The sequence below is a fragment of the Carnobacterium gallinarum DSM 4847 genome, assembly GCF_000744375.1.
In the GTDB taxonomy this organism is placed as follows: Bacteria; Bacillota; Bacilli; order Lactobacillales; family Carnobacteriaceae; genus Carnobacterium; species Carnobacterium gallinarum.
The window spans coordinates 354589-371662 of sequence record NZ_JQLU01000003.1 but is presented as its reverse complement, the minus strand read 5'-3'; the positions used below and the strand labels follow the sequence as shown (position 1 = coordinate 371662).

At 39.3% G+C, this 17074-nt stretch carries 10 protein-coding genes, 26 tRNA genes, 3 rRNA genes and 1 riboswitch; of the genes, 32 read left to right on the top strand and 7 right to left on the bottom strand.

Going from position 1 to position 17074, the window contains the following annotated elements:
- The 29 genes from BR43_RS02780 to BR43_RS02640 form a co-directional block, all read left to right on the top strand.
- Nucleotides 1–268, top strand: a 16S ribosomal RNA gene (locus BR43_RS02780); the annotation flags it as partial.
- Nucleotides 269–630: 362 nt separating this feature from the next.
- Nucleotides 631–3551: ribosomal RNA gene (locus tag BR43_RS02775) — 23S ribosomal RNA — on the top strand.
- A 225-nt stretch (nucleotides 3552–3776) separates the two neighbouring features.
- A 5S ribosomal RNA gene (gene rrf, locus BR43_RS02770) occupies nucleotides 3777–3892 on the top strand.
- 37 nt (nucleotides 3893–3929) lie between these two features.
- A tRNA-Val gene (locus BR43_RS02765) sits at nucleotides 3930–4005 on the top strand.
- Between the two features lies 1 nt (nucleotide 4006).
- Nucleotides 4007–4079: transfer RNA gene (locus tag BR43_RS02760), tRNA-Lys, on the top strand.
- Nucleotides 4080–4120: 41 nt separating this feature from the next.
- A tRNA-Leu gene (locus tag BR43_RS02755) sits at nucleotides 4121–4205 on the top strand.
- Between the two features lie 12 nt (nucleotides 4206–4217).
- A tRNA-Thr gene (locus tag BR43_RS02750) sits at nucleotides 4218–4293 on the top strand.
- Between the two features lie 32 nt (nucleotides 4294–4325).
- Nucleotides 4326–4397 (top strand) — tRNA-Gly (locus tag BR43_RS02745).
- A 55-nt stretch (nucleotides 4398–4452) separates the two neighbouring features.
- Nucleotides 4453–4541 (top strand) — tRNA-Leu (locus BR43_RS02740).
- 4 nt (nucleotides 4542–4545) lie between these two features.
- Nucleotides 4546–4619, top strand: a tRNA-Arg gene (locus tag BR43_RS02735).
- Nucleotides 4620–4657: 38 nt separating this feature from the next.
- Nucleotides 4658–4731, top strand: a tRNA-Pro gene (locus tag BR43_RS02730).
- Nucleotides 4732–4747: 16 nt separating this feature from the next.
- Nucleotides 4748–4820, top strand: a tRNA-Ala gene (locus tag BR43_RS02725).
- Nucleotides 4821–4851: 31 nt separating this feature from the next.
- Nucleotides 4852–4925 (top strand) — tRNA-Met (locus tag BR43_RS02720).
- 23 nt (nucleotides 4926–4948) lie between these two features.
- A tRNA-Ile gene (locus BR43_RS02715) sits at nucleotides 4949–5022 on the top strand.
- A 57-nt stretch (nucleotides 5023–5079) separates the two neighbouring features.
- Nucleotides 5080–5169: transfer RNA gene (locus tag BR43_RS02710), tRNA-Ser, on the top strand.
- Nucleotides 5170–5212: 43 nt separating this feature from the next.
- A tRNA-Met gene (locus tag BR43_RS02705) sits at nucleotides 5213–5285 on the top strand.
- 63 nt (nucleotides 5286–5348) lie between these two features.
- Nucleotides 5349–5422: transfer RNA gene (locus BR43_RS02700), tRNA-Asp, on the top strand.
- Nucleotides 5423–5443: 21 nt separating this feature from the next.
- Nucleotides 5444–5516 (top strand) — tRNA-Phe (locus tag BR43_RS02695).
- A gap of 8 nt (nucleotides 5517–5524) precedes the next feature.
- Nucleotides 5525–5595 (top strand) — tRNA-Gly (locus tag BR43_RS02690).
- Between the two features lie 4 nt (nucleotides 5596–5599).
- Nucleotides 5600–5673, top strand: a tRNA-Ile gene (locus tag BR43_RS02685).
- Nucleotides 5674–5707: 34 nt separating this feature from the next.
- Nucleotides 5708–5795 (top strand) — tRNA-Ser (locus BR43_RS02680).
- A gap of 15 nt (nucleotides 5796–5810) precedes the next feature.
- Nucleotides 5811–5882 (top strand) — tRNA-Glu (locus tag BR43_RS02675).
- Between the two features lie 61 nt (nucleotides 5883–5943).
- Nucleotides 5944–6033 (top strand) — tRNA-Ser (locus BR43_RS02670).
- 43 nt (nucleotides 6034–6076) lie between these two features.
- Nucleotides 6077–6149, top strand: a tRNA-Met gene (locus BR43_RS02665).
- Nucleotides 6150–6212: 63 nt separating this feature from the next.
- Nucleotides 6213–6286 (top strand) — tRNA-Asp (locus tag BR43_RS02660).
- A gap of 31 nt (nucleotides 6287–6317) precedes the next feature.
- Nucleotides 6318–6388: transfer RNA gene (locus BR43_RS02655), tRNA-Gly, on the top strand.
- A gap of 10 nt (nucleotides 6389–6398) precedes the next feature.
- Nucleotides 6399–6472: transfer RNA gene (locus tag BR43_RS02650), tRNA-Ile, on the top strand.
- 28 nt (nucleotides 6473–6500) lie between these two features.
- Nucleotides 6501–6588 (top strand) — tRNA-Ser (locus BR43_RS02645).
- Nucleotides 6589–6611: 23 nt separating this feature from the next.
- A tRNA-Glu gene (locus tag BR43_RS02640) sits at nucleotides 6612–6683 on the top strand.
- Nucleotides 6684–7088: 405 nt separating this feature from the next.
- Here BR43_RS02640 and BR43_RS02635 read toward each other — a convergent pair.
- A complete protein-coding gene (locus BR43_RS02635) occupies nucleotides 7089–7895 on the bottom strand; it encodes a UbiA prenyltransferase family protein (protein WP_034559167.1) in 807 nt (268 codons plus the stop codon).
- Nucleotides 7896–8065: 170 nt separating this feature from the next.
- Nucleotides 8066–8152: riboswitch (SMK box riboswitch) on the top strand.
- Between BR43_RS02635 and metK the strand changes: the two genes are divergently transcribed.
- Both metK and BR43_RS02625 read left to right on the top strand, forming a co-directional pair.
- Nucleotides 8150–9340, top strand: coding sequence for a methionine adenosyltransferase (metK, locus tag BR43_RS02630; protein ID WP_034559165.1), 1191 nt, complete (start codon nucleotides 8150–8152; stop codon nucleotides 9338–9340). Its footprint overlaps the riboswitch before it by 3 nt.
- Before the next feature lie 160 nt (nucleotides 9341–9500).
- A complete protein-coding gene (locus BR43_RS02625; RefSeq protein WP_034559163.1) occupies nucleotides 9501–10985 on the top strand; it encodes an MDR family MFS transporter in 1485 nt (494 codons plus the stop codon).
- A gap of 58 nt (nucleotides 10986–11043) precedes the next feature.
- Here BR43_RS02625 and mnmM read toward each other — a convergent pair whose 3' ends face one another.
- Both mnmM and mnmL read right to left on the bottom strand, forming a co-directional pair.
- The gene (gene mnmM / locus BR43_RS02620) at nucleotides 11044–11607 is read right to left on the bottom strand and encodes a tRNA 5-(aminomethyl)-2-thiouridylate-methyltransferase MnmM (RefSeq protein ID WP_034559161.1); all 564 of its coding nucleotides are present in this window, start codon (nucleotides 11605–11607) and stop codon (nucleotides 11044–11046) included.
- Entirely contained in the window at nucleotides 11608–12573 is a 966-nt protein-coding gene (gene mnmL / locus BR43_RS02615; protein WP_034559159.1) for a tRNA modification radical SAM protein MnmL/YtqA, read from the bottom strand.
- A 177-nt stretch (nucleotides 12574–12750) separates the two neighbouring features.
- Here mnmL and BR43_RS02610 point away from each other — a divergent pair, with 177 nt between their 5' ends.
- Nucleotides 12751–13962, top strand: a complete 1212-nt coding sequence (locus BR43_RS02610) for an MDR family MFS transporter (protein ID WP_245617802.1) — start codon at nucleotides 12751–12753, stop codon at nucleotides 13960–13962.
- Nucleotides 13963–14009: 47 nt separating this feature from the next.
- On the opposite strand, the gene BR43_RS02605 is transcribed toward BR43_RS02610, so the two are convergent.
- The 4 genes from BR43_RS02605 to BR43_RS02590 all read right to left on the bottom strand — a co-directional run bounded on the left by BR43_RS02605 (nucleotide 14010) and on the right by BR43_RS02590 (nucleotide 16813).
- Nucleotides 14010–14678 carry a phosphatase PAP2 family protein gene (locus BR43_RS02605; protein ID WP_051933789.1) on the bottom strand — a complete coding sequence of 223 codons (669 nt, stop codon included), beginning with the start codon at nucleotides 14676–14678 and terminating at the stop codon, nucleotides 14010–14012.
- 153 nt (nucleotides 14679–14831) lie between these two features.
- Entirely contained in the window at nucleotides 14832–15818 is a 987-nt protein-coding gene (locus BR43_RS02600) for a DUF4097 family beta strand repeat-containing protein (protein ID WP_051933788.1), read from the bottom strand.
- Entirely contained in the window at nucleotides 15808–16452 is a 645-nt protein-coding gene (locus tag BR43_RS02595; RefSeq protein ID WP_034559155.1) for a DUF1700 domain-containing protein, read from the bottom strand. Before BR43_RS02595 ends, BR43_RS02600 begins: the two co-directional genes overlap by 11 nt.
- Nucleotides 16445–16813: a PadR family transcriptional regulator gene (locus BR43_RS02590; RefSeq protein WP_245617800.1), complete on the bottom strand. Its 369-nt coding sequence runs from the start codon at nucleotides 16811–16813 to the stop codon at nucleotides 16445–16447. The genes BR43_RS02595 and BR43_RS02590 overlap by 8 nt, the downstream gene beginning before the upstream one ends.
- Nucleotides 16814–17074 lie beyond the last annotated feature (261 nt).

Here is a 17074-nt window from a genome sequence, read left to right as displayed (position 1 = left end):
GCTAATCTCTTAAAGCCATTCTCAGTTCGGATTGTAGGCTGCAACTCGCCTACATGAAGCCGGAATCGCTAGTAATCGCGGATCAGAACGCCGCGGTGAATACGTTCCCGGGTCTTGTACACACCGCCCGTCACACCACGAGAGTTTGTAACACCCGAAGCCGGTGAGGTAACCTTTTAGGAGCCAGCCGTCTAAGGTGGGATAGATAATTGGGGTGAAGTCGTAACAAGGTAGCCGTATCGGAAGGTGCGGCTGGATCACCTCCTTTCTAAGGAATTAACGGAACCCAACACATTCGTCTTTATTTTGTTCAGTTTTGAGAGGTCTAACTTCTCAAGATAGAAACTTGTTCTTTGAAAACTGGATACTGTATTAAAAAAGTAAGTTAAGTAAGAAACCGAGAAACACCGCGTTTTAAATGAGTTTTTTAATTAGTTCTTATCGTAAGATAATGAATAAACATTAACTAACAGGATTGTTTTAGCAATAAAACCTTCCACATAAACTATTTGTGCAGGAATGCAACAGAATTCTAGGATTGAACTGCAATGAGCCTCGAAGCGTACTAACGTACGTAAGAAGTGAATGAAAGAACAAGACGATGAAGACTGAAGCAGTACCAACAAATAAGGTTAAGTTAATAAGGGCGCACGGTGGATGCCTTGGCACTAAGAGCCGATGAAGGACGGGACTAACTCCGATATGCTTTGGGGAGCTGTAAGTAAGCTTTGATCCAAAGATTTCCGAATGGGGGAACCCAGCATTTTTTATAGAATGTTACTGCTAGCTGAATACATAGGCTAGTAGAGGTAGACGCAGAGAACTGAAACATCTAAGTACCTGCAGGAAGAGAAAGAAAATTCGATTCCCTGAGTAGCGGCGAGCGAAACGGGAAGAGCCCAAACCAACAAGCTTGCTTGTTGGGGTTGTAGGACACGACATTAAGAGTCATAAATGAGTTTTGTAGAAGAAATGACCTGGAAAGGTCTGCCGAAGAGGGTAAAAGCCCCGTATTTGAAACAAAGTTCACTCTGTTGTGTATCCTGAGTACGGCGGAACACGAGAAATTCCGTCGGAATCCGCGGGGACCATCCCGCAAGGCTAAATACTCCTTAGTGACCGATAGTGAACCAGTACCGTGAGGGAAAGGTGAAAAGAACCCCGGAAGGGGAGTGAAAGAGTACCTGAAACCGTGTGCTTACAAATAGTTAGAGCCCGTTAATGGGTGATAGCGTGCCTTTTGTAGAATGAACCGGCGAGTTACGATTACATGCGAGGTTAAGTTGAGAAGACGGAGCCGTAGCGAAAGCGAGTCTGAATAGGGCGAATGAGTATGTGGTCGTAGACCCGAAACCAAGTGACCTACCCATGTCCAGGTTGAAGGTGCGGTAATACGCACTGGAGGACCGAACCCACGTATGTTGAAAAATGCGGGGATGAGGTGTGGGTAGCGGAGAAATTCCAATCGAACTTGGAGATAGCTGGTTCTCTCCGAAATAGCTTTAGGGCTAGCCTCGGAATTAAGAATCATGGAGGTAGAGCCACTGTTTGGACTAGGGGCCCTTCTAGGGTTACCGAATTCAGATAAACTCCGAATGCCATTGATTTATATCCGGGAGTCAGACTGCGAGTGATAAGATCCGTAGTCGAAAGGGAAACAGCCCAGACCACCAGCTAAGGTCCCAAAGTTACTATTAAGTGGAAAAGGATGTGGGGTTGCTTAGACAACTAGGATGTTGGCTCAGAAGCAGCCATCATTTAAAGAGTGCGTAATAGCTCACTAGTCGAGTGACCCTGCGCCGAAAATTTACCGGGGCTAAATAGTACACCGAAGCTGTGGATAGAACCATTGGTTCTATGGTAGGAGAGCGTTCTAAGGGCGTCGAAGCTAGACCGTGAGGACTGGTGGAGCGCTTAGAAGTGAGAATGCCGGTATGAGTAGCGAAAGACGGGTGAGAATCCCGTCCACCGTATGACTAAGGTTTCCTGGGGAAGGCTCGTCCTCCCAGGGTTAGTCGGGACCTAAGCCGAGGCCGATAGGCGTAGGCGATGGACAACAGGTTGATATTCCTGTACCAGTTTCTTTTGTTTGAACAATGGAGGGACGCAGTAGGCTAAGAAAAGCGCGCTGATGGATATGCGCGTCTAAGCAACAAGTCTTGACGTGAGTTAAATGCTTGCGACTATAAGGACAAGTTGTGATGGGGAGGGAAATTTAAGTACCGAAGTTTCTGATGTCACACTGCCAAGAAAAGCTTCTAGTTAGAAAGAAATTGCCCGTACCGCAAACCGACACAGGTAGTCGAGGAGAGTATCCTAAGGTGTGCGAGAGAACTCTCGTTAAGGAACTCGGCAAAATGACCCCGTAACTTCGGGAGAAGGGGTGCTGACCAATTGGTCAGCCGCAGTGAATAGGCCCAGGCGACTGTTTATCAAAAACACAGGTCTCTGCAAAATCGTAAGATGACGTATAGGGGCTGACGCCTGCCCGGTGCTGGAAGGTTAAGAGGATGGGTTAGCTTCGGCGAAGCTCAGAATTGAAGCCCCAGTAAACGGCGGCCGTAACTATAACGGTCCTAAGGTAGCGAAATTCCTTGTCGGGTAAGTTCCGACCCGCACGAAAGGCGTAACGATCTGGGCACTGTCTCAACGAGAGACTCGGTGAAATTATAGTACCTGTGAAGATGCAGGTTACCCGCGACAGGACGGAAAGACCCCATGGAGCTTTACTGCAGTTTGATATTGAGTGTTTGTACAGCTTGTACAGGATAGGTAGGAGCCATAGAAATCAGGACGCCAGTTTTGATGGAGGCATTGGTGGGATACTACCCTTGCTGTATGACCACTCTAACCCTCGCCACTGATCGTGGCGGGAGACAGTGTCAGACGGGCAGTTTGACTGGGGCGGTCGCCTCCTAAAGAGTAACGGAGGCGCCCAAAGGTTCCCTCAGAATGGTTGGAAATCATTCGTAGAGTGTAAAGGCAGAAGGGAGCTTGACTGCGAGACCTACAAGTCGAGCAGGGACGAAAGTCGGGCTTAGTGATCCGGTGGTTCCGCATGGAAGGGCCATCGCTCAACGGATAAAAGCTACCCTGGGGATAACAGGCTTATCTCCCCCAAGAGTCCACATCGACGGGGAGGTTTGGCACCTCGATGTCGGCTCATCGCATCCTGGGGCTGTAGTCGGTCCCAAGGGTTGGGCTGTTCGCCCATTAAAGCGGTACGCGAGCTGGGTTCAGAACGTCGTGAGACAGTTCGGTCCCTATCCGTCGCGGGCGCAGGAAATTTGAGAGGAGCTGTCCTTAGTACGAGAGGACCGGGATGGACACACCGCTGGTGTACCAGTTGTTCCGCCAGGAGCATCGCTGGGTAGCTATGTGTGGAAGGGATAAACGCTGAAAGCATCTAAGCGTGAAGCCCCCCTCGAGATGAGATTTCCCATTGCTTCGGCAAGTAAGACCCCTGAGAGATGATCAGGTAGATAGGTTGGAAGTGGAAGTACAGCGATGTATGGAGCGGACCAATACTAATCGGTCGAGGACTTAACCAAGAAAGAAACGGTGAAGAAGGCAACAGAACAACTTACTTTAATACAGTACCAGTTTTGAGAGAACAATTTCTTTCAATTAAATAATGAATCAGCAAAGCATTTTTTCAACAAATTGCAAGTGAATCGAGGATGTAACTGAGCGAGCATCGGAATGTACTAATGTACATGAGGAGCAAAGTGAAAGAAACAGCCGAAGAGTCGCAACGTAAGTTGGCGGAAAAAAAGTGTGGTGGCGATAGCGAGAAGGATACACCTGTTCCCATGCCGAACACAGCAGTTAAGCTTTTCAGCGCCGAGAGTAGTTGGGGGTTTCCCCCTGTGAGGGTAGGACGTTGCCACGCGAGATTGATTCATTTATTTATAAAAACCATTTATTTTGGGGGTTTAGCTCAGCTGGGAGAGCATCTGCCTTACAAGCAGAGGGTCAGCGGTTCGAACCCGTTAACCCCCACCATGAGACATTAGCTCAGTTGGTAGAGCATCTGACTTTTAATCAGAGGGTCGCTGGTTCGAGCCCAGCATGTCTCATAACTATTCATTTTTAAAATGAGCAGTTAACTGCCATATTTGCGGGTGTGGCGGAATTGGCAGACGCACTAGATTTAGGATCTAGCGTCGCAAGACGTGGGGGTTCAAGTCCCTTCACCCGCACCATTAAAATTTTTAGCCGGCTTAGCTCAGTTGGTAGAGCATCTGATTTGTAATCAGAGGGTCGAGGGTTCAACTCCTTTAGCCGGCACCATTTTTTTAAAATAAATTAAACAAAATAACCATGCGAAAGTAGTTCAGTGGTAGAACATCACCTTGCCAAGGTGGGGGTCGCGGGTTCGAACCCCGTCTTTCGCTTACTAGAATATTTCTAGTTTGCCCAGATTTTTAAGAAATCTGATCCACATTCCATGCCGGGGTGGCGGAACTGGCAGACGCACAGGACTTAAAATCCTGCGGTGAGTGATCACCGTGCCGGTTCGATTCCGGCCCTCGGCACCATATAGCACCCATAGCTCAACTGGATAGAGTACTTGACTACGAATCAAGCGGTTAGAGGTTCGACTCCTCTTGGGTGCATAGCTTTAAATTTTCTAATTTAAAGTGATATTTTCAAACGGGAAGTAGCTCAGCTTGGTAGAGCACTTGGTTTGGGACCAAGGGGTCGCAGGTTCGAATCCTGTCTTCCCGATATAAGTTTTAATTACGGGGCCTTAGCTCAGCTGGGAGAGCGCCTGCCTTGCACGCAGGAGGTCAGCGGTTCGATCCCGCTAGGCTCCACTTTGAAATCTTATATATGTATTATTATTTTGGCGGTGTAGCTCAGCTGGCTAGAGCGTCCGGTTCATACCCGGGAGGTCGGGGGTTCGATCCCCTTCGCCGCTATTATATTTTTAAAAGACCTTCTTGGACCTTTAGCTCAGTTGGTTAGAGCAGACGGCTCATAACCGTCCGGTCGTAGGTTCGAGTCCTACAAGGTCCATTAGATAGTTTTTGCTACTTATAGCAACCTTGTAGTAATTAAATATGCTTTTATTTCGGAGGATTACCCAAGTCCGGCTGAAGGGAACGGTCTTGAAAACCGTCAGGCGGGTAAAACCGTGCAAGGGTTCGAATCCCTTATCCTCCTTAGTTTCAAATAAATACCTTCGTAGTGATTAAACTACAATTATCGCGGGGTGGAGCAGTTGGCAGCTCGTCGGGCTCATAACCCGAAGGTCACAGGTTCAAGTCCTGTCCCCGCAATTCTTTAAAATAGATTTCTATTGAGAAGATTAGTAAGAAAGTGACGTAACACAATTAAATATTGGTTTGGTAGTTCAGCTGGTTAGAATGCCTGCCTGTCACGCAGGAGGTCGCGGGTTCGAGTCCCGTCCAGACCGTTTTTCAAAATTTATTTATTTGGCTCAGTAGCTCAGTTGGTAGAGCAATGGATTGAAGCTCCATGTGTCGGCAGTTCGATTCTGTCCTGCGCCATTTATAATGCGGGTGTAGTTTAGTGGTAAAACCACAGCCTTCCAAGCTGTTGTCGCGAGTTCGATTCTCGTCACCCGCTTTATGGGCCTATAGCTCAGCTGGTTAGAGCGCACGCCTGATAAGCGTGAGGTCGATGGTTCGAGTCCATTTAGGCCCATTATAAAAGAAAAAAATAGTATTGTTATTGAGTTGGGGAAGTACTCAAGCGGCTCAAGAGGTGCCCCTGCTAAGGGTATAGGTCGCGTAAGCGGCGCGAGGGTTCGAATCCCTCCTTCTCCGTATCTTTCTTATTAAGGCCCGTTGGTCAAGCGGTTAAGACACCGCCCTTTCACGGCGGTATCACGGGTTCGATTCCCGTACGGGTCATTTAGATAATTTATCTAAAATTTTATCATATAGTATAATTAGTTAAGCTGACTTTTATTTCGGAGGATTACCCAAGTCCGGCTGAAGGGAACGGTCTTGAAAACCGTCAGGCGGGTAAAACCGTGCAAGGGTTCGAATCCCTTATCCTCCTTAGTTTCAAATAAATACCTTCGTAGTGATTAAACTACAATTATCGCGGGGTGGAGCAGTTGGCAGCTCGTCGGGCTCATAACCCGAAGGTCACAGGTTCAAGTCCTGTCCCCGCAATTCTTTAAAATAGATTTCTATTGAGAAGATTAGTAAGAAAGTGACGTAACACAATTAAATATTGGTTTGGTAGTTCAGCTGGTTAGAATGCCTGCCTGTCACGCAGGAGGTCGCGGGTTCGAGTCCCGTCCAGACCGTTTTTCAAAATTTATAATGCAATGAAGAAATGCGGGTGTAGTTTAGTGGTAAAACCACAGCCTTCCAAGCTGTTGTCGCGAGTTCGATTCTCGTCACCCGCTTTTTTTTTATGGGCCTATAGCTCAGCTGGTTAGAGCGCACGCCTGATAAGCGTGAGGTCGATGGTTCGAGTCCATTTAGGCCCATTATAAATGTAGTAAAAACACTGAATTTGGGGAAGTACTCAAGTGGCTCAAGAGGTGCCCCTGCTAAGGGTATAGGTCGCGTAAGCGGTGCGAGGGTTCGAATCCCTCCTTCTCCGTATTCTTTCTATTATTTTATTAAGGCCCGTTGGTCAAGCGGTTAAGACACCGCCCTTTCACGGCGGTATCACGGGTTCGATTCCCGTACGGGTCATTATTTAAAAGACTAATTTTTAGAACTCTTTGTCAATAAAGACTGATGAGTTAGAACAAAGAATAACTATGAATGAAACGTTTTTCGTTTCATCCATAGTTTTTTTGTTCTCTTAAGTTTCATGATTAAAGGGTGGTTAAATTGATCAAATCGAACGGACACATTCTTTGCCTCATTCGGGACATTTAGTTGTTTTCTTTCAGAATCAAAAACAGGTGAACTACATTTTTTTGATTCTGAAAGAAATAGGTTCTAGGTTAGGATCTATCGTTCTTTGCATTTTTGATAGAATTGTTCATAAGTATATCGCCTCCGGGGAGAACGGATTGTTTTATACTAGTTAAAATCAAAAAAGGCTGATGAATCATTTTATGATTCATCAGTCCTTTAAATTATAGAGCCTTTTTATTTCCATAAAATCTGAAGCAGGATACTCATACTTGCTAATAAGATATAGCTAAAATTGAAAAGAGTTAGGGCTTTTAGCTTTGTTGTAGATGTGTAGTTATCTTGATTAGGTTTCATAATTAGCATTAATCGAAGAGCAAATGGAAGACTTAATAATTGCAACCAAAGATACTTAGTTCCACTACTTAAGCTAATAACTGGGATAAACATACTTAGATAGAGTAAAGTCAACATAAGTAGAAAATAAAGTTGATTTCTTTTTCTTTGAGCAGGTTGTTCTAAGATAGGGACACACTGTCTACCAAATGAAATGAAACTTGCCAGGATAATTAAAGGAACACTCCAATAATAAAGAGTTGTAGTTATAAATTGTGTCTGAATGAAAAAAGCAAGATAGGTTAGAATGCCACCTTTGAAAAGACCATTTAAAATAAATCCATAGAGTGTTTTTGAAAGGTCGTAGGGATAGAATTGGAAATGGATAATGAATAGATATCCAAACATTAACAAGCCTACCAAATAGTTTAAATGCAAAGAAAAATAGAATAAAAGTAAAATAACGAGTCCTTCAAAAATAATTAATGGCATTAGTTTTAATTTTTGTTGGGTTTTTATTGTATTATTTAAGATATTTTCAATGAATTGAGTCGATAGTATAAAGACGTAAAACAGTGTAAAATAAATCCAATTAAACTTTGCAAACTGTAATGCAAAGACTGTTCCAAATAAAATAAAAGAAAGTGGGTGAATAAAGATTAAAAATAAAGGATGATAAAGTACATTTTGTTTAATTTTTTGAATCAAAAAAAGACCTCCTGTAGAGTTATTCTTTTTAATAGTACCAAAAAAACAACTGAAAAGCCAAATAATAAAAGCTCTTTTTGATTCATTTCGTTTATTTTAGTTAGAAAGATTCAATTTTTCTATCAAAAGACTAAAAAACAGGTAAATTTTTTTGAAATCTGTTATAATAATTAAGTTACAAAGATTTCCCGAAAGGCTTCACAAAAATGTGAAGGTGCCTTGTAACCGAAACTATTAAAGGGGGAAGATTAGTTATGTCAGAAAGAAGACTTTTTACTTCTGAATCTGTTTCAGAAGGACATCCAGATAAGATTGCTGATCAGATTAGTGATGGAATTTTGGATGCGATTTTAGCAAAGGATCCAGATGCGCGGGTTGCGTGTGAAACGACTGTTACAACTGGTTTAGTACTAGTTGTTGGAGAAATTTCTACTTCAACTTATGTGGATATTCAAAAGGTCGTACGCGATACGATTCGTCAGATTGGATATACACGTGCAAAATTTGGGTTTGATGCAGATACATGTGCAGTGATGGTTGCGATTGATGAACAATCAAGTGATATTGCACAAGGTGTTGATGATTCGTTAGAGTTCAAGGAAACGGATCAAGATGAACTTGATAAGATTGGAGCAGGTGATCAAGGATTAATGTTTGGTTTTGCAATTAATGAAACACCAGAATTAATGCCATTACCGATTGCGCTAAGTCATCGTTTAACAAAACGTTTGGCGACAGTTCGTAAAGAGGAGATTGTTGATTATCTTCGCCCTGATGCTAAAGCTCAAGTGACTGTAGAATATGATGAAGCAGGGGTTCCTGTTCGCGTGGATACAATTGTGATTAGTACACAACATCACCCAGATACTAGATTAGAAGCTTTAAAGGAAGATATGATGAATTATGTTATAAAGGAAGTTATCCCAAGTGAATTATTGGATAATGAGACTAAATACTTTATCAATCCAACTGGACGTTTTGTAATTGGTGGTCCACAAGGAGATTCTGGTTTGACTGGAAGAAAAATTATCGTTGATACCTATGGCGGTTATGCAAGACATGGGGGAGGCGCTTTTTCTGGTAAGGATCCAACCAAGGTTGATCGTTCGGCAAGTTATGCAGCGCGTTATATTGCTAAAAATATTGTTGCCGCTGGATTTGCTACGAAATGTGAAGTTCAATTAGCCTATGCGATTGGTGTGGCCCAACCGGTATCAATTTCTGTGGATACTTTTGGAACGGGTACTGTACCAGAGAGTGAACTAATTAAAGCGGTTCGTGAGAATTTTGATTTACGTCCTGCTGGAATTATTAAAATGCTTGATTTACAAAGACCTATTTACCAACAAACAGCAGCTTATGGTCATTTTGGTCGTACAGATGTTGATTTGTCTTGGGAGCATATAGATAAAGTTGATGCATTGAAAAAGAGCATTGAAAAATAAAATAAATTGACTGAGGTGGCGGTCTTTATCAGGAAATATTCTGGTAAAGATCGCTTTAAAACTGAATTAAGTACAGAAAAGAGTTAAAACGGTAGACACCTCTTAGTTGTCTTTAGTCTAGTTTTTGTAACTGTAATTAAAAAAAGGAGAGAGTATACAGATGGAGAAAAGTAAAAAACAAACCAATGTCTTGTTAGTGACCATTGCTATTTTCGTGGGAACGTTTATGACAGCTGTTGAAGGAACAATTGTATCCACAGCAATGCCAACGATTATTGGTAGTTTAGAAGGAATGGCAATTATGAATTGGGTTTTCTCAATTTATTTATTAACGAATGCGATGATGACTCCTGTTTATGGTAAGTTATCAGATATGATTGGGCGTAAACCTATTTTTATTATTGGAGCTATTATATTTGTCATTGGTTCATCCCTGTGTGGATTGTCACAAACTATGACACAGTTAATTATTTTTAGAGCGATTCAAGGAATTGGTGCAGGTGCTATTATGCCAGTGTCCTTTACGATTATTGCTGATATCTATCCTTATGAAAAGCGTGCTAAAATCATGGGGATGAATGGAGCAGCTTGGGGAATTGCAGGGATTTTTGGACCTTTATTAGGTGGTTTTATTGTTGATCAATTAAGCTGGCATTGGATTTTCTATATTAATGTACCTGTAGGGATCATCACGATTGCTTTAATTGCTTTATTTTTACATGAAGATTTCACTTTTGAGAAGAAGCCAATCGATTATCTTGGTTGTTTCTCTTTAATGGCTGCATTATTGTTTCTATTGTACGGTTTCCAAATAGTTGGAGATACTGGGAAATTTTCGGTAGCCATGGTAGGGATTTTTGCTTTAGCTATTGGGATGTTTGGTTTATTTATATTTGCGGAGAAACGGGCAGTTGATCCGATTATTCCTTTGAGTTTGTTTAACAATCGAACGTTCGTTATTCAAAATATAGTTGCAGCTTTAGTTAGTGGCTTTTTAATTGCCATTGATGTGTATATTCCAATGTGGATGCAAGGTATTCTAGGAATGAAAGCTGCTATGGGTGGATTTGCGATTACGCCGATGTCCTTAACTTGGATTTTAGGTTCATTTATTGCTGGACGAGCTATTCTAAATTATTCAATTAAATCAATTTTATCAGGCAGTTTAATTGTAGTTGGCTTAAGCGCTGTTTTAATGATGGTGATTCCAATGACTACACCGTTTGTTCTATTTTTATTAATCACAGCATTAATCGGAATTGGAATGGGAATTACGATTACAACAACAACAGTAACTGCACAAAATGTTGTACCTAAGCATCAAATTGGTGTAGCAACGTCTTCAAATACACTATTTAGAATTTTAGGTCAAACTATCATGGTTTCCATTTATGGAATTGTATTGAATAGTTCAATTGCGAAACATATTGCTTCTGAAACTGTAAGTGGCATTAATGATAAAATGATGAACAAGCTAATTAATCCATTAACAGCTGTTGATTTAGACGCTACAATTATTCAACCGTTAAGAGAAATATTATTTGATGCGTTACACAGTGTCTTTATCGTTGCTTTTATCGTTGTGTTGTTAGCCTTTATTATTAATCAATTTGATCGTAAAAATACACCTGAAATTGATGCTTAACCTATAAAAAATCACTAGGACACTCTCACAAAAGTAAGAGAGTGACCTAATGATTTTTTTATTTCTTTTCAATAGCCAATAAAAAAGGTGGCTGATTTCGTTGATTGATAAAACCATATTGAAGAACAGTGTATTCTTCTTGTGGGATGGTTTGGCAATAGTCTAAAACAGCATCTTTTTCAGATTGTCCGCCTTCATGACCATAGTAAACTACAATTAGTAGCAAGCCACCTTTACGTAAGTTTGGCAAAATATCTTGAATTGCTTTTAATGTTGTGTCGGCTTGGGTAATAATTGATTTGTCACTTTTAGGTAAATAACCTAAATTAAAAATAGCTGCAGCAATATCTTTGTTTGCAGGTAAGACGCTAGCGACTGTTTCATGTCCTTGATGGAATAATTGAACTTGCTGGCCTAGTCCTGTTAGCAATAGTTTTTGCTTCGTTGTAGTTAAGGCAGTTTCTTGCACATCAAAGCCTAAGACTTGTCCTGTGCTTCCAACTAAAGTGGCTAATAAAATCGTATCGCCACCGTTTCCAACCGTTGCATCAATAACCGTATCGCCAGTTGTTATTACTTCCTTTAAAAGTGTATGACTAAAATGCATGGCACGTTCAAGCATTTACATTCCTCCTAATAAACGGATATTTTTATTTCCTTGAAATGTATTGCGATCCTTCATTTCTTTATCAATGGCATTTAAAACTTCCCATTTTTTTAAACTCCACATTGGACCGATAATTGTATCACGTGGGGCATCGCCAGTTAATCGATGAATAATAATTTCTGGAGGAATCAGTTCTAATTGATCGCAAACTAAGTCGACATAGGGTTTCATTTCCATTAATTCTAAACGACCTTCATGGTAATCACGAACCATTTTAGTATTGCGCATTAAGTGTAAGAGATGAAGCTTAACTCCTTGGATATCAGAGTCAAGAATCATTCGCTTCGTACTTTCCAACATCATTTCAGTCGTTTCTCCTGGTAAGCCGTTAATTAAATGAGTACAAACACGGATATTGTGTTTTCTTAATTTGGCAACACCGTCTAAGTAAGTTTGATAATCATGGGCCCGATTAATTAAGTTGCTAGTTTCTTCATGAATTGTTTGAAGACCTAATTCTACCCATAGGTAATAACGTTGATTTAATTCAGCTAAATAGTCCACAACTTCATCCGGCAAACAGTCAGGTCTTGTAGCGATTTGAACGCCTACAACACCATGCTCATTGACAACTTGCTCGAATTTATGACGCAGTTCAGCTACAGGTGCGTGAGTATTGGTAAAGTTTTGAAAATAGGCAATATATTTTGTTACCTTTGGCCATTTATTATGCATCATTTGTACTTCTTTTTGAAATTGGATTGGCAATGGATCGATACGGTCACCGGCAAAATCACCAGAACCAGATACGCTACAAAAAGTACAACCACCATGAGCCACGGTTCCATCACGATTGGGACAGTCAAAGCCGCCATCTAGAGGAACTTTAAAGACTTTCTCGCCAAATTGTTCTCTTAGTGCGTAGTTCCATGTATGATAGCGTTTGTTTGGATCCGTTGTATATTGAAAAGTATTTGTCATTTTGTTTCACCTCATTGTCTTAGTTTACCATGGAAATGAAATTTTGTGCTTGAAAGTTAGAAGAAATGAAGGGAAATCTAAAATTTATTTTGCATAATGGTAGGAATAGTGTAAACTAAAAAAGGTTCATTAATTGTTATTTATAAAATTGAATCATTTTTTAAGGAGTGGTGTTCAGTGAGTAGGAAGACAAAATTACCAAGAGATTTGTGGATTGTTGCAATCGGAATGGTGTTACTTTATACAGGGCTATCGTTTATCTGGCCTTTTAATATGTTGTATATGACCAAAAATCTAGGAATGTCTGTTACAGATGCAGGTACGGTTTTATTGGTAAATTCAGGCATTGGAATTATTGGAAGTGTCATTGGTGGGATTATTTTTGATCGTGTTTCTGGTTATGTTTCGTTAGCGATTGGAACAGTTATTTTAATCATTACAACAGGATCGTTGTTTTTATTTCATGGACATCCAGCGTTTATTTATAATATCTGGGCGATTAGTATTGCGATGGGGATGGTTTTTGCTGGATTGTATACAGCAGCAGGTTTGACGCATCCAGATGGTGGTAGAACAGGTTTTAATACTATTTATGTAGCACAAAATATTGGTGTGGCAGTTGGCCCGTTTCTAGCCGGTATTTTAGCTAAAGATGGACTAGGCAATGTATATACAGGTTCATTTGTATTTGCACTTATTTACGGGCTTTTCTTTTTTATTTATTTTAGAAAGATTGATTGGTATTCTGATCGTGTTGAGGTAGAAACGAAGCATCAACAAAAAGGGAAAGCTCGTGAGAAGGCAACTAAACTAGGATTAATCTCATTTGGTTTGTTATTGTTGGTTTATTTATTCTGTCAGTTGCCTCATGTTCAATGGCAATCGAATTTATCTGTCTACATGACGGCTGAAAAAGGGGTAACGGTAGCTGAGTATGGTAATTTATGGAGTATTAATGGTGCCTTGATTTTAGTAGGACAAGTTGTGATTATTCCTGTGGTATCGCGTTTTAAAGAAAAATTAAGCTGGCAAATTTATATTGGAATTGGTTTGTTTTTCTGTTCGTTCTTATTTGCGATGCAAGCAACGAATTATGCAGGATTCTTGTTAGGGATGATTTTATTAACCTTAGGTGAAATGTTTGCTTGGCCTGCGATTCCAACGATTGCGTATGATTTAGCTCCAATGGGGCAGGCAGGATTGTATCAAGGTTTAGTAAATGGAATTGCAACAGCGGCTAGAATGTTGGCTCCTTTTTTAGGCGCTTTAGTTGTAACTAGTTTTGGTGGAATGGCTAGCTTGTTCATTTGTGTATTTATTTTATTAGCCTTGGCGATTGTTTTGCTAATTATGCAACAAAAAACACAAAAATTAATAGGGAAAGAGTAAGGGATTAAATGCAAAAAGAAGTTGCAGTCAGTGCTGCAACTTCTTTTTTATTTAGCTATTTTTTGCTTAAATTTAGGATAGTAAGCAATACTTACGAACATCCATGTTAGTGCTAAGCAGTAGCCGGCAACGACATCACTTGGAAAATGAACGCCGACATAGATTCGGCTTAAGCCTACAGACAAAATCAGGAAGATAGCAACAGTCCAAATCAAGACTTTCAATGGTTTAGATTGGATATAGTGAATAAAAATATAAGCCAGACTTGAATAGAAAATCATAGCCCCCATAGAATGTCCACTTGGAAAACTGTATCCCCCTTGTTGGACAAGATGTTGAATGGTTGGACGTGGTCGTAAAAAGATATGCTTTACAAGAACATTAATCAATCCAGAACCAATAGCTAAATTAAAAATCAACCAAAGTCCGTTGCCCCAGTCTTTTTTTACCCCTATTAAGAAAAAACTGACAATAACTGTCATGAAAATTAACAGTAGCGTACTACCAAATTCTGTTATAGGAATAAAAAAAGCTGATTTTCCAGAAGTAATTGTTCCACGAAGAAATGCTGTCCCTTGTTGATCAAAACTTTGTAACCATTGTGCTTTAGTAAGTAGCGCGGTTGCAAAAGTTGCAAAACCAATAAAACTTATGAAACTTAGTAATAACCAGTTCTTGTTTAATGGGTTTGTCTGTTGTTCAATTGATTTTGTCATGGTAAGTTCCTCAAACTTTCAACTAGTGATATTTAATCAGGATTAAAACTATTGTCTATGAGTATATCATTTAATTATTAAAAAATTAGTAAGTTCTTTTTTAAATAAAAATAAGAACTTGCGTTAAACAAGCTCTTCTCTATTTAAAGTTAGTTATTCTGACTCATTAAAATCATAGAAATCATTGTAATCTTCATCTGCGAAGGTCCCTGTTGTAACAGTTGCTTTACCACCAGTGGCACTTACATTAATACTATTTTTACCTTTGCCAAATGTTTCAGTATTTTTTTCTTGATTATTAAAAATGCTGGAGTCACCTAAGCTTGTTTTTGCAGAAATAATAGCATTGCTAGGTTTATTTTCAGTCAGTAATAGAACATCACCGAATTTTGTTTGTAAATCGATATTTTGATCAATTGTTTTATTTTTTAATTTGATGCTTCCAGCACTAGTTGTAGCGTTTAAATTAGTAGTAGCAATTTTTAATAAATTAATTTCACCCGTTATGGTAGTTAAATTGGCATTTTCACCAATTAATTCGCCGATATTGATTTCACCAGCATCAGCACTCATTTTTGTTTCTTTAATTTCAGATTTTTCAAGAGTGATTTCTCCACTATTGACGGTTGTCGTTAATGTGTCTAAGGTTAAGTTCATTAAATTAATTTCTCCGGATTTTGTTTCTATAGCCAAATCCTTCCCAGTGAATCCGTAACTGTTAACTTGCCCCCAAGTTGTTTGGATATTGGCACTATCTACACTTTTTGGAAGAGAAAGAGTAACCGTTTGTCGTTCTTCATTAATAAAGAATACAAAGTTATTATAACCTGGTTTTTTAGTTTTTAATGTAATATTAAGTTGATTACCAGTTTGTTTGGTTTGAATAGCGAATTTATCTGCTGCCATAGATGTACCATTTATCTTGACATGAATTTTATCATCTGATGATTGTTCTAGATTGACTTCTGTTGATTTTCCGTTAATATGGACTTTTTTGATTGAATCAGCCTTGATTGTTTTACTGATATTTAAATTTGTTGTTGCAATTACTTGTGGATAGGTAATTGCTGCTCCAATGCCACCAATAACTAGCATGCAGATACCTATTAACACAACTATTTTTAGTTTTTTAGTTTTCATTGTATGAACCTCCAAAGATTGTACGAACATTCCAAAGTATATAGATTTTAGTTAATTTACATAGTAATTTGCTTAATGGATACATGGCAGCTAGTAATAAGATTCCAGCTCCAGCAAATAAAATACTCATAGATAATTGGAATAAAGCGACAACTGAGAAGCCTGTAATGATTGTATAAATACCAACTAAAGGTAGTAACGTGAATGCACCACCGATAAATAAGCCAGCTAAAACACATGAAAAAATTGCAATTGCCGGTCCTAATACAACCACGAGATTAAAGAAGGCTAAACCAATAAATTTAAATACTGTCATTAGTGGACTATTGGTATTGTGCCGACGTGGTTTTGTATAGAGTTCTTCATAGGTGCTCTTTTCATTTTCAAAAGCAACCCAATCTCCTTGACTAAACTCAGGTGATTTTACTTTAGATTCAATGCCGTAGTTGGCTAAAATTTCTTTGGCTAACTGACGTGGTTGCCCTAATTCTTTAGCAATTTGTTCCTCAGTTTTACCTTCTAGTAAGCCATTTTCAAAATGTTCTAAATAATCTTCCATTACTGTTTGACGTTCGTCTTCTGATAAATCGCGTAAACTTAGTTTTAATTCAATCATAAAATGTTCTTTATTCATGGTTTTCTTCATCTCCTAATTCAATAATAGTATCAACACTTTTAGTAAAAGCTTTCCATTCGATTAAATTCTTTCTTAAATACTCAACGCCACTTTCTGTCAGTTGGTAGTATTTTCGACTGGGCCCTTCAGCTGATTCTTGTAAATAAGTAATACAAAATCCTTCAGTTGTTAATTTGTGTAACAATGGATAAATCGTTCCTTCTGAAATTTTAATATGTTTAGAAATCTTTTCAATTAATTCATACCCATAACAATCTTTCTTTTCAAGAATAACTAAAACACAAATTTCTAATACACCTTTTTTAAATTGTGGGTTCATTTTTTCACCTGCTTTTTTGTAAAGGTTTGTTCGATACATTAAATATACTCGCTACTATTCTTCATTACAAGGTAGTTAGGGCAAAATCGGTCCAAAGTCCGATACATAATCAGCCTTACTACGGATAAAATAGGTAGTGTAGTGGAAGCGATATCAAAAAAACGAAAAAAAATCATACTTTCTTTACCTATTTTTAAGAACTCTTTGCTAAAGTAAAGATAGATTAAAACTGATAGAAATGACGTACAAGTATTTCAGCTGAACTTAACTTCTACACTAAAAAAAGAAAAGTAAAACGAG

Bases quoted from the DNA above. Each gene is read 5' to 3' on its own strand.
- BR43_RS02595 (WP_034559155.1), bottom strand. From the start codon at position 16,452: ATGAATAAAGAACATTTTATGATTGAATTAAAACTAAGTTTACGCGAT.
- BR43_RS02625 (WP_034559163.1), top strand. From the start codon at position 9,501: ATGGAGAAAAGTAAAAAACAAACCAATGTCTTGTTAGTGACCATTGCT.
- BR43_RS02590 (WP_245617800.1), bottom strand. From the start codon at position 16,813: ATGTATCGAACAAACCTTTACAAAAAAGCAGGTGAAAAAATGAACCCA.
- BR43_RS02605 (WP_051933789.1), bottom strand. From the start codon at position 14,678: ATGACAAAATCAATTGAACAACAGACAAACCCATTAAACAAGAACTGG.
- BR43_RS02600 (WP_051933788.1), bottom strand. From the start codon at position 15,818: ATGAAAACTAAAAAACTAAAAATAGTTGTGTTAATAGGTATCTGCATG.
- mnmM (WP_034559161.1), bottom strand. From the start codon at position 11,607: ATGCTTGAACGTGCCATGCATTTTAGTCATACACTTTTAAAGGAAGTA.
- metK (WP_034559165.1), top strand. From the start codon at position 8,150: ATGTCAGAAAGAAGACTTTTTACTTCTGAATCTGTTTCAGAAGGACAT.
- mnmL (WP_034559159.1), bottom strand. From the start codon at position 12,573: ATGACAAATACTTTTCAATATACAACGGATCCAAACAAACGCTATCAT.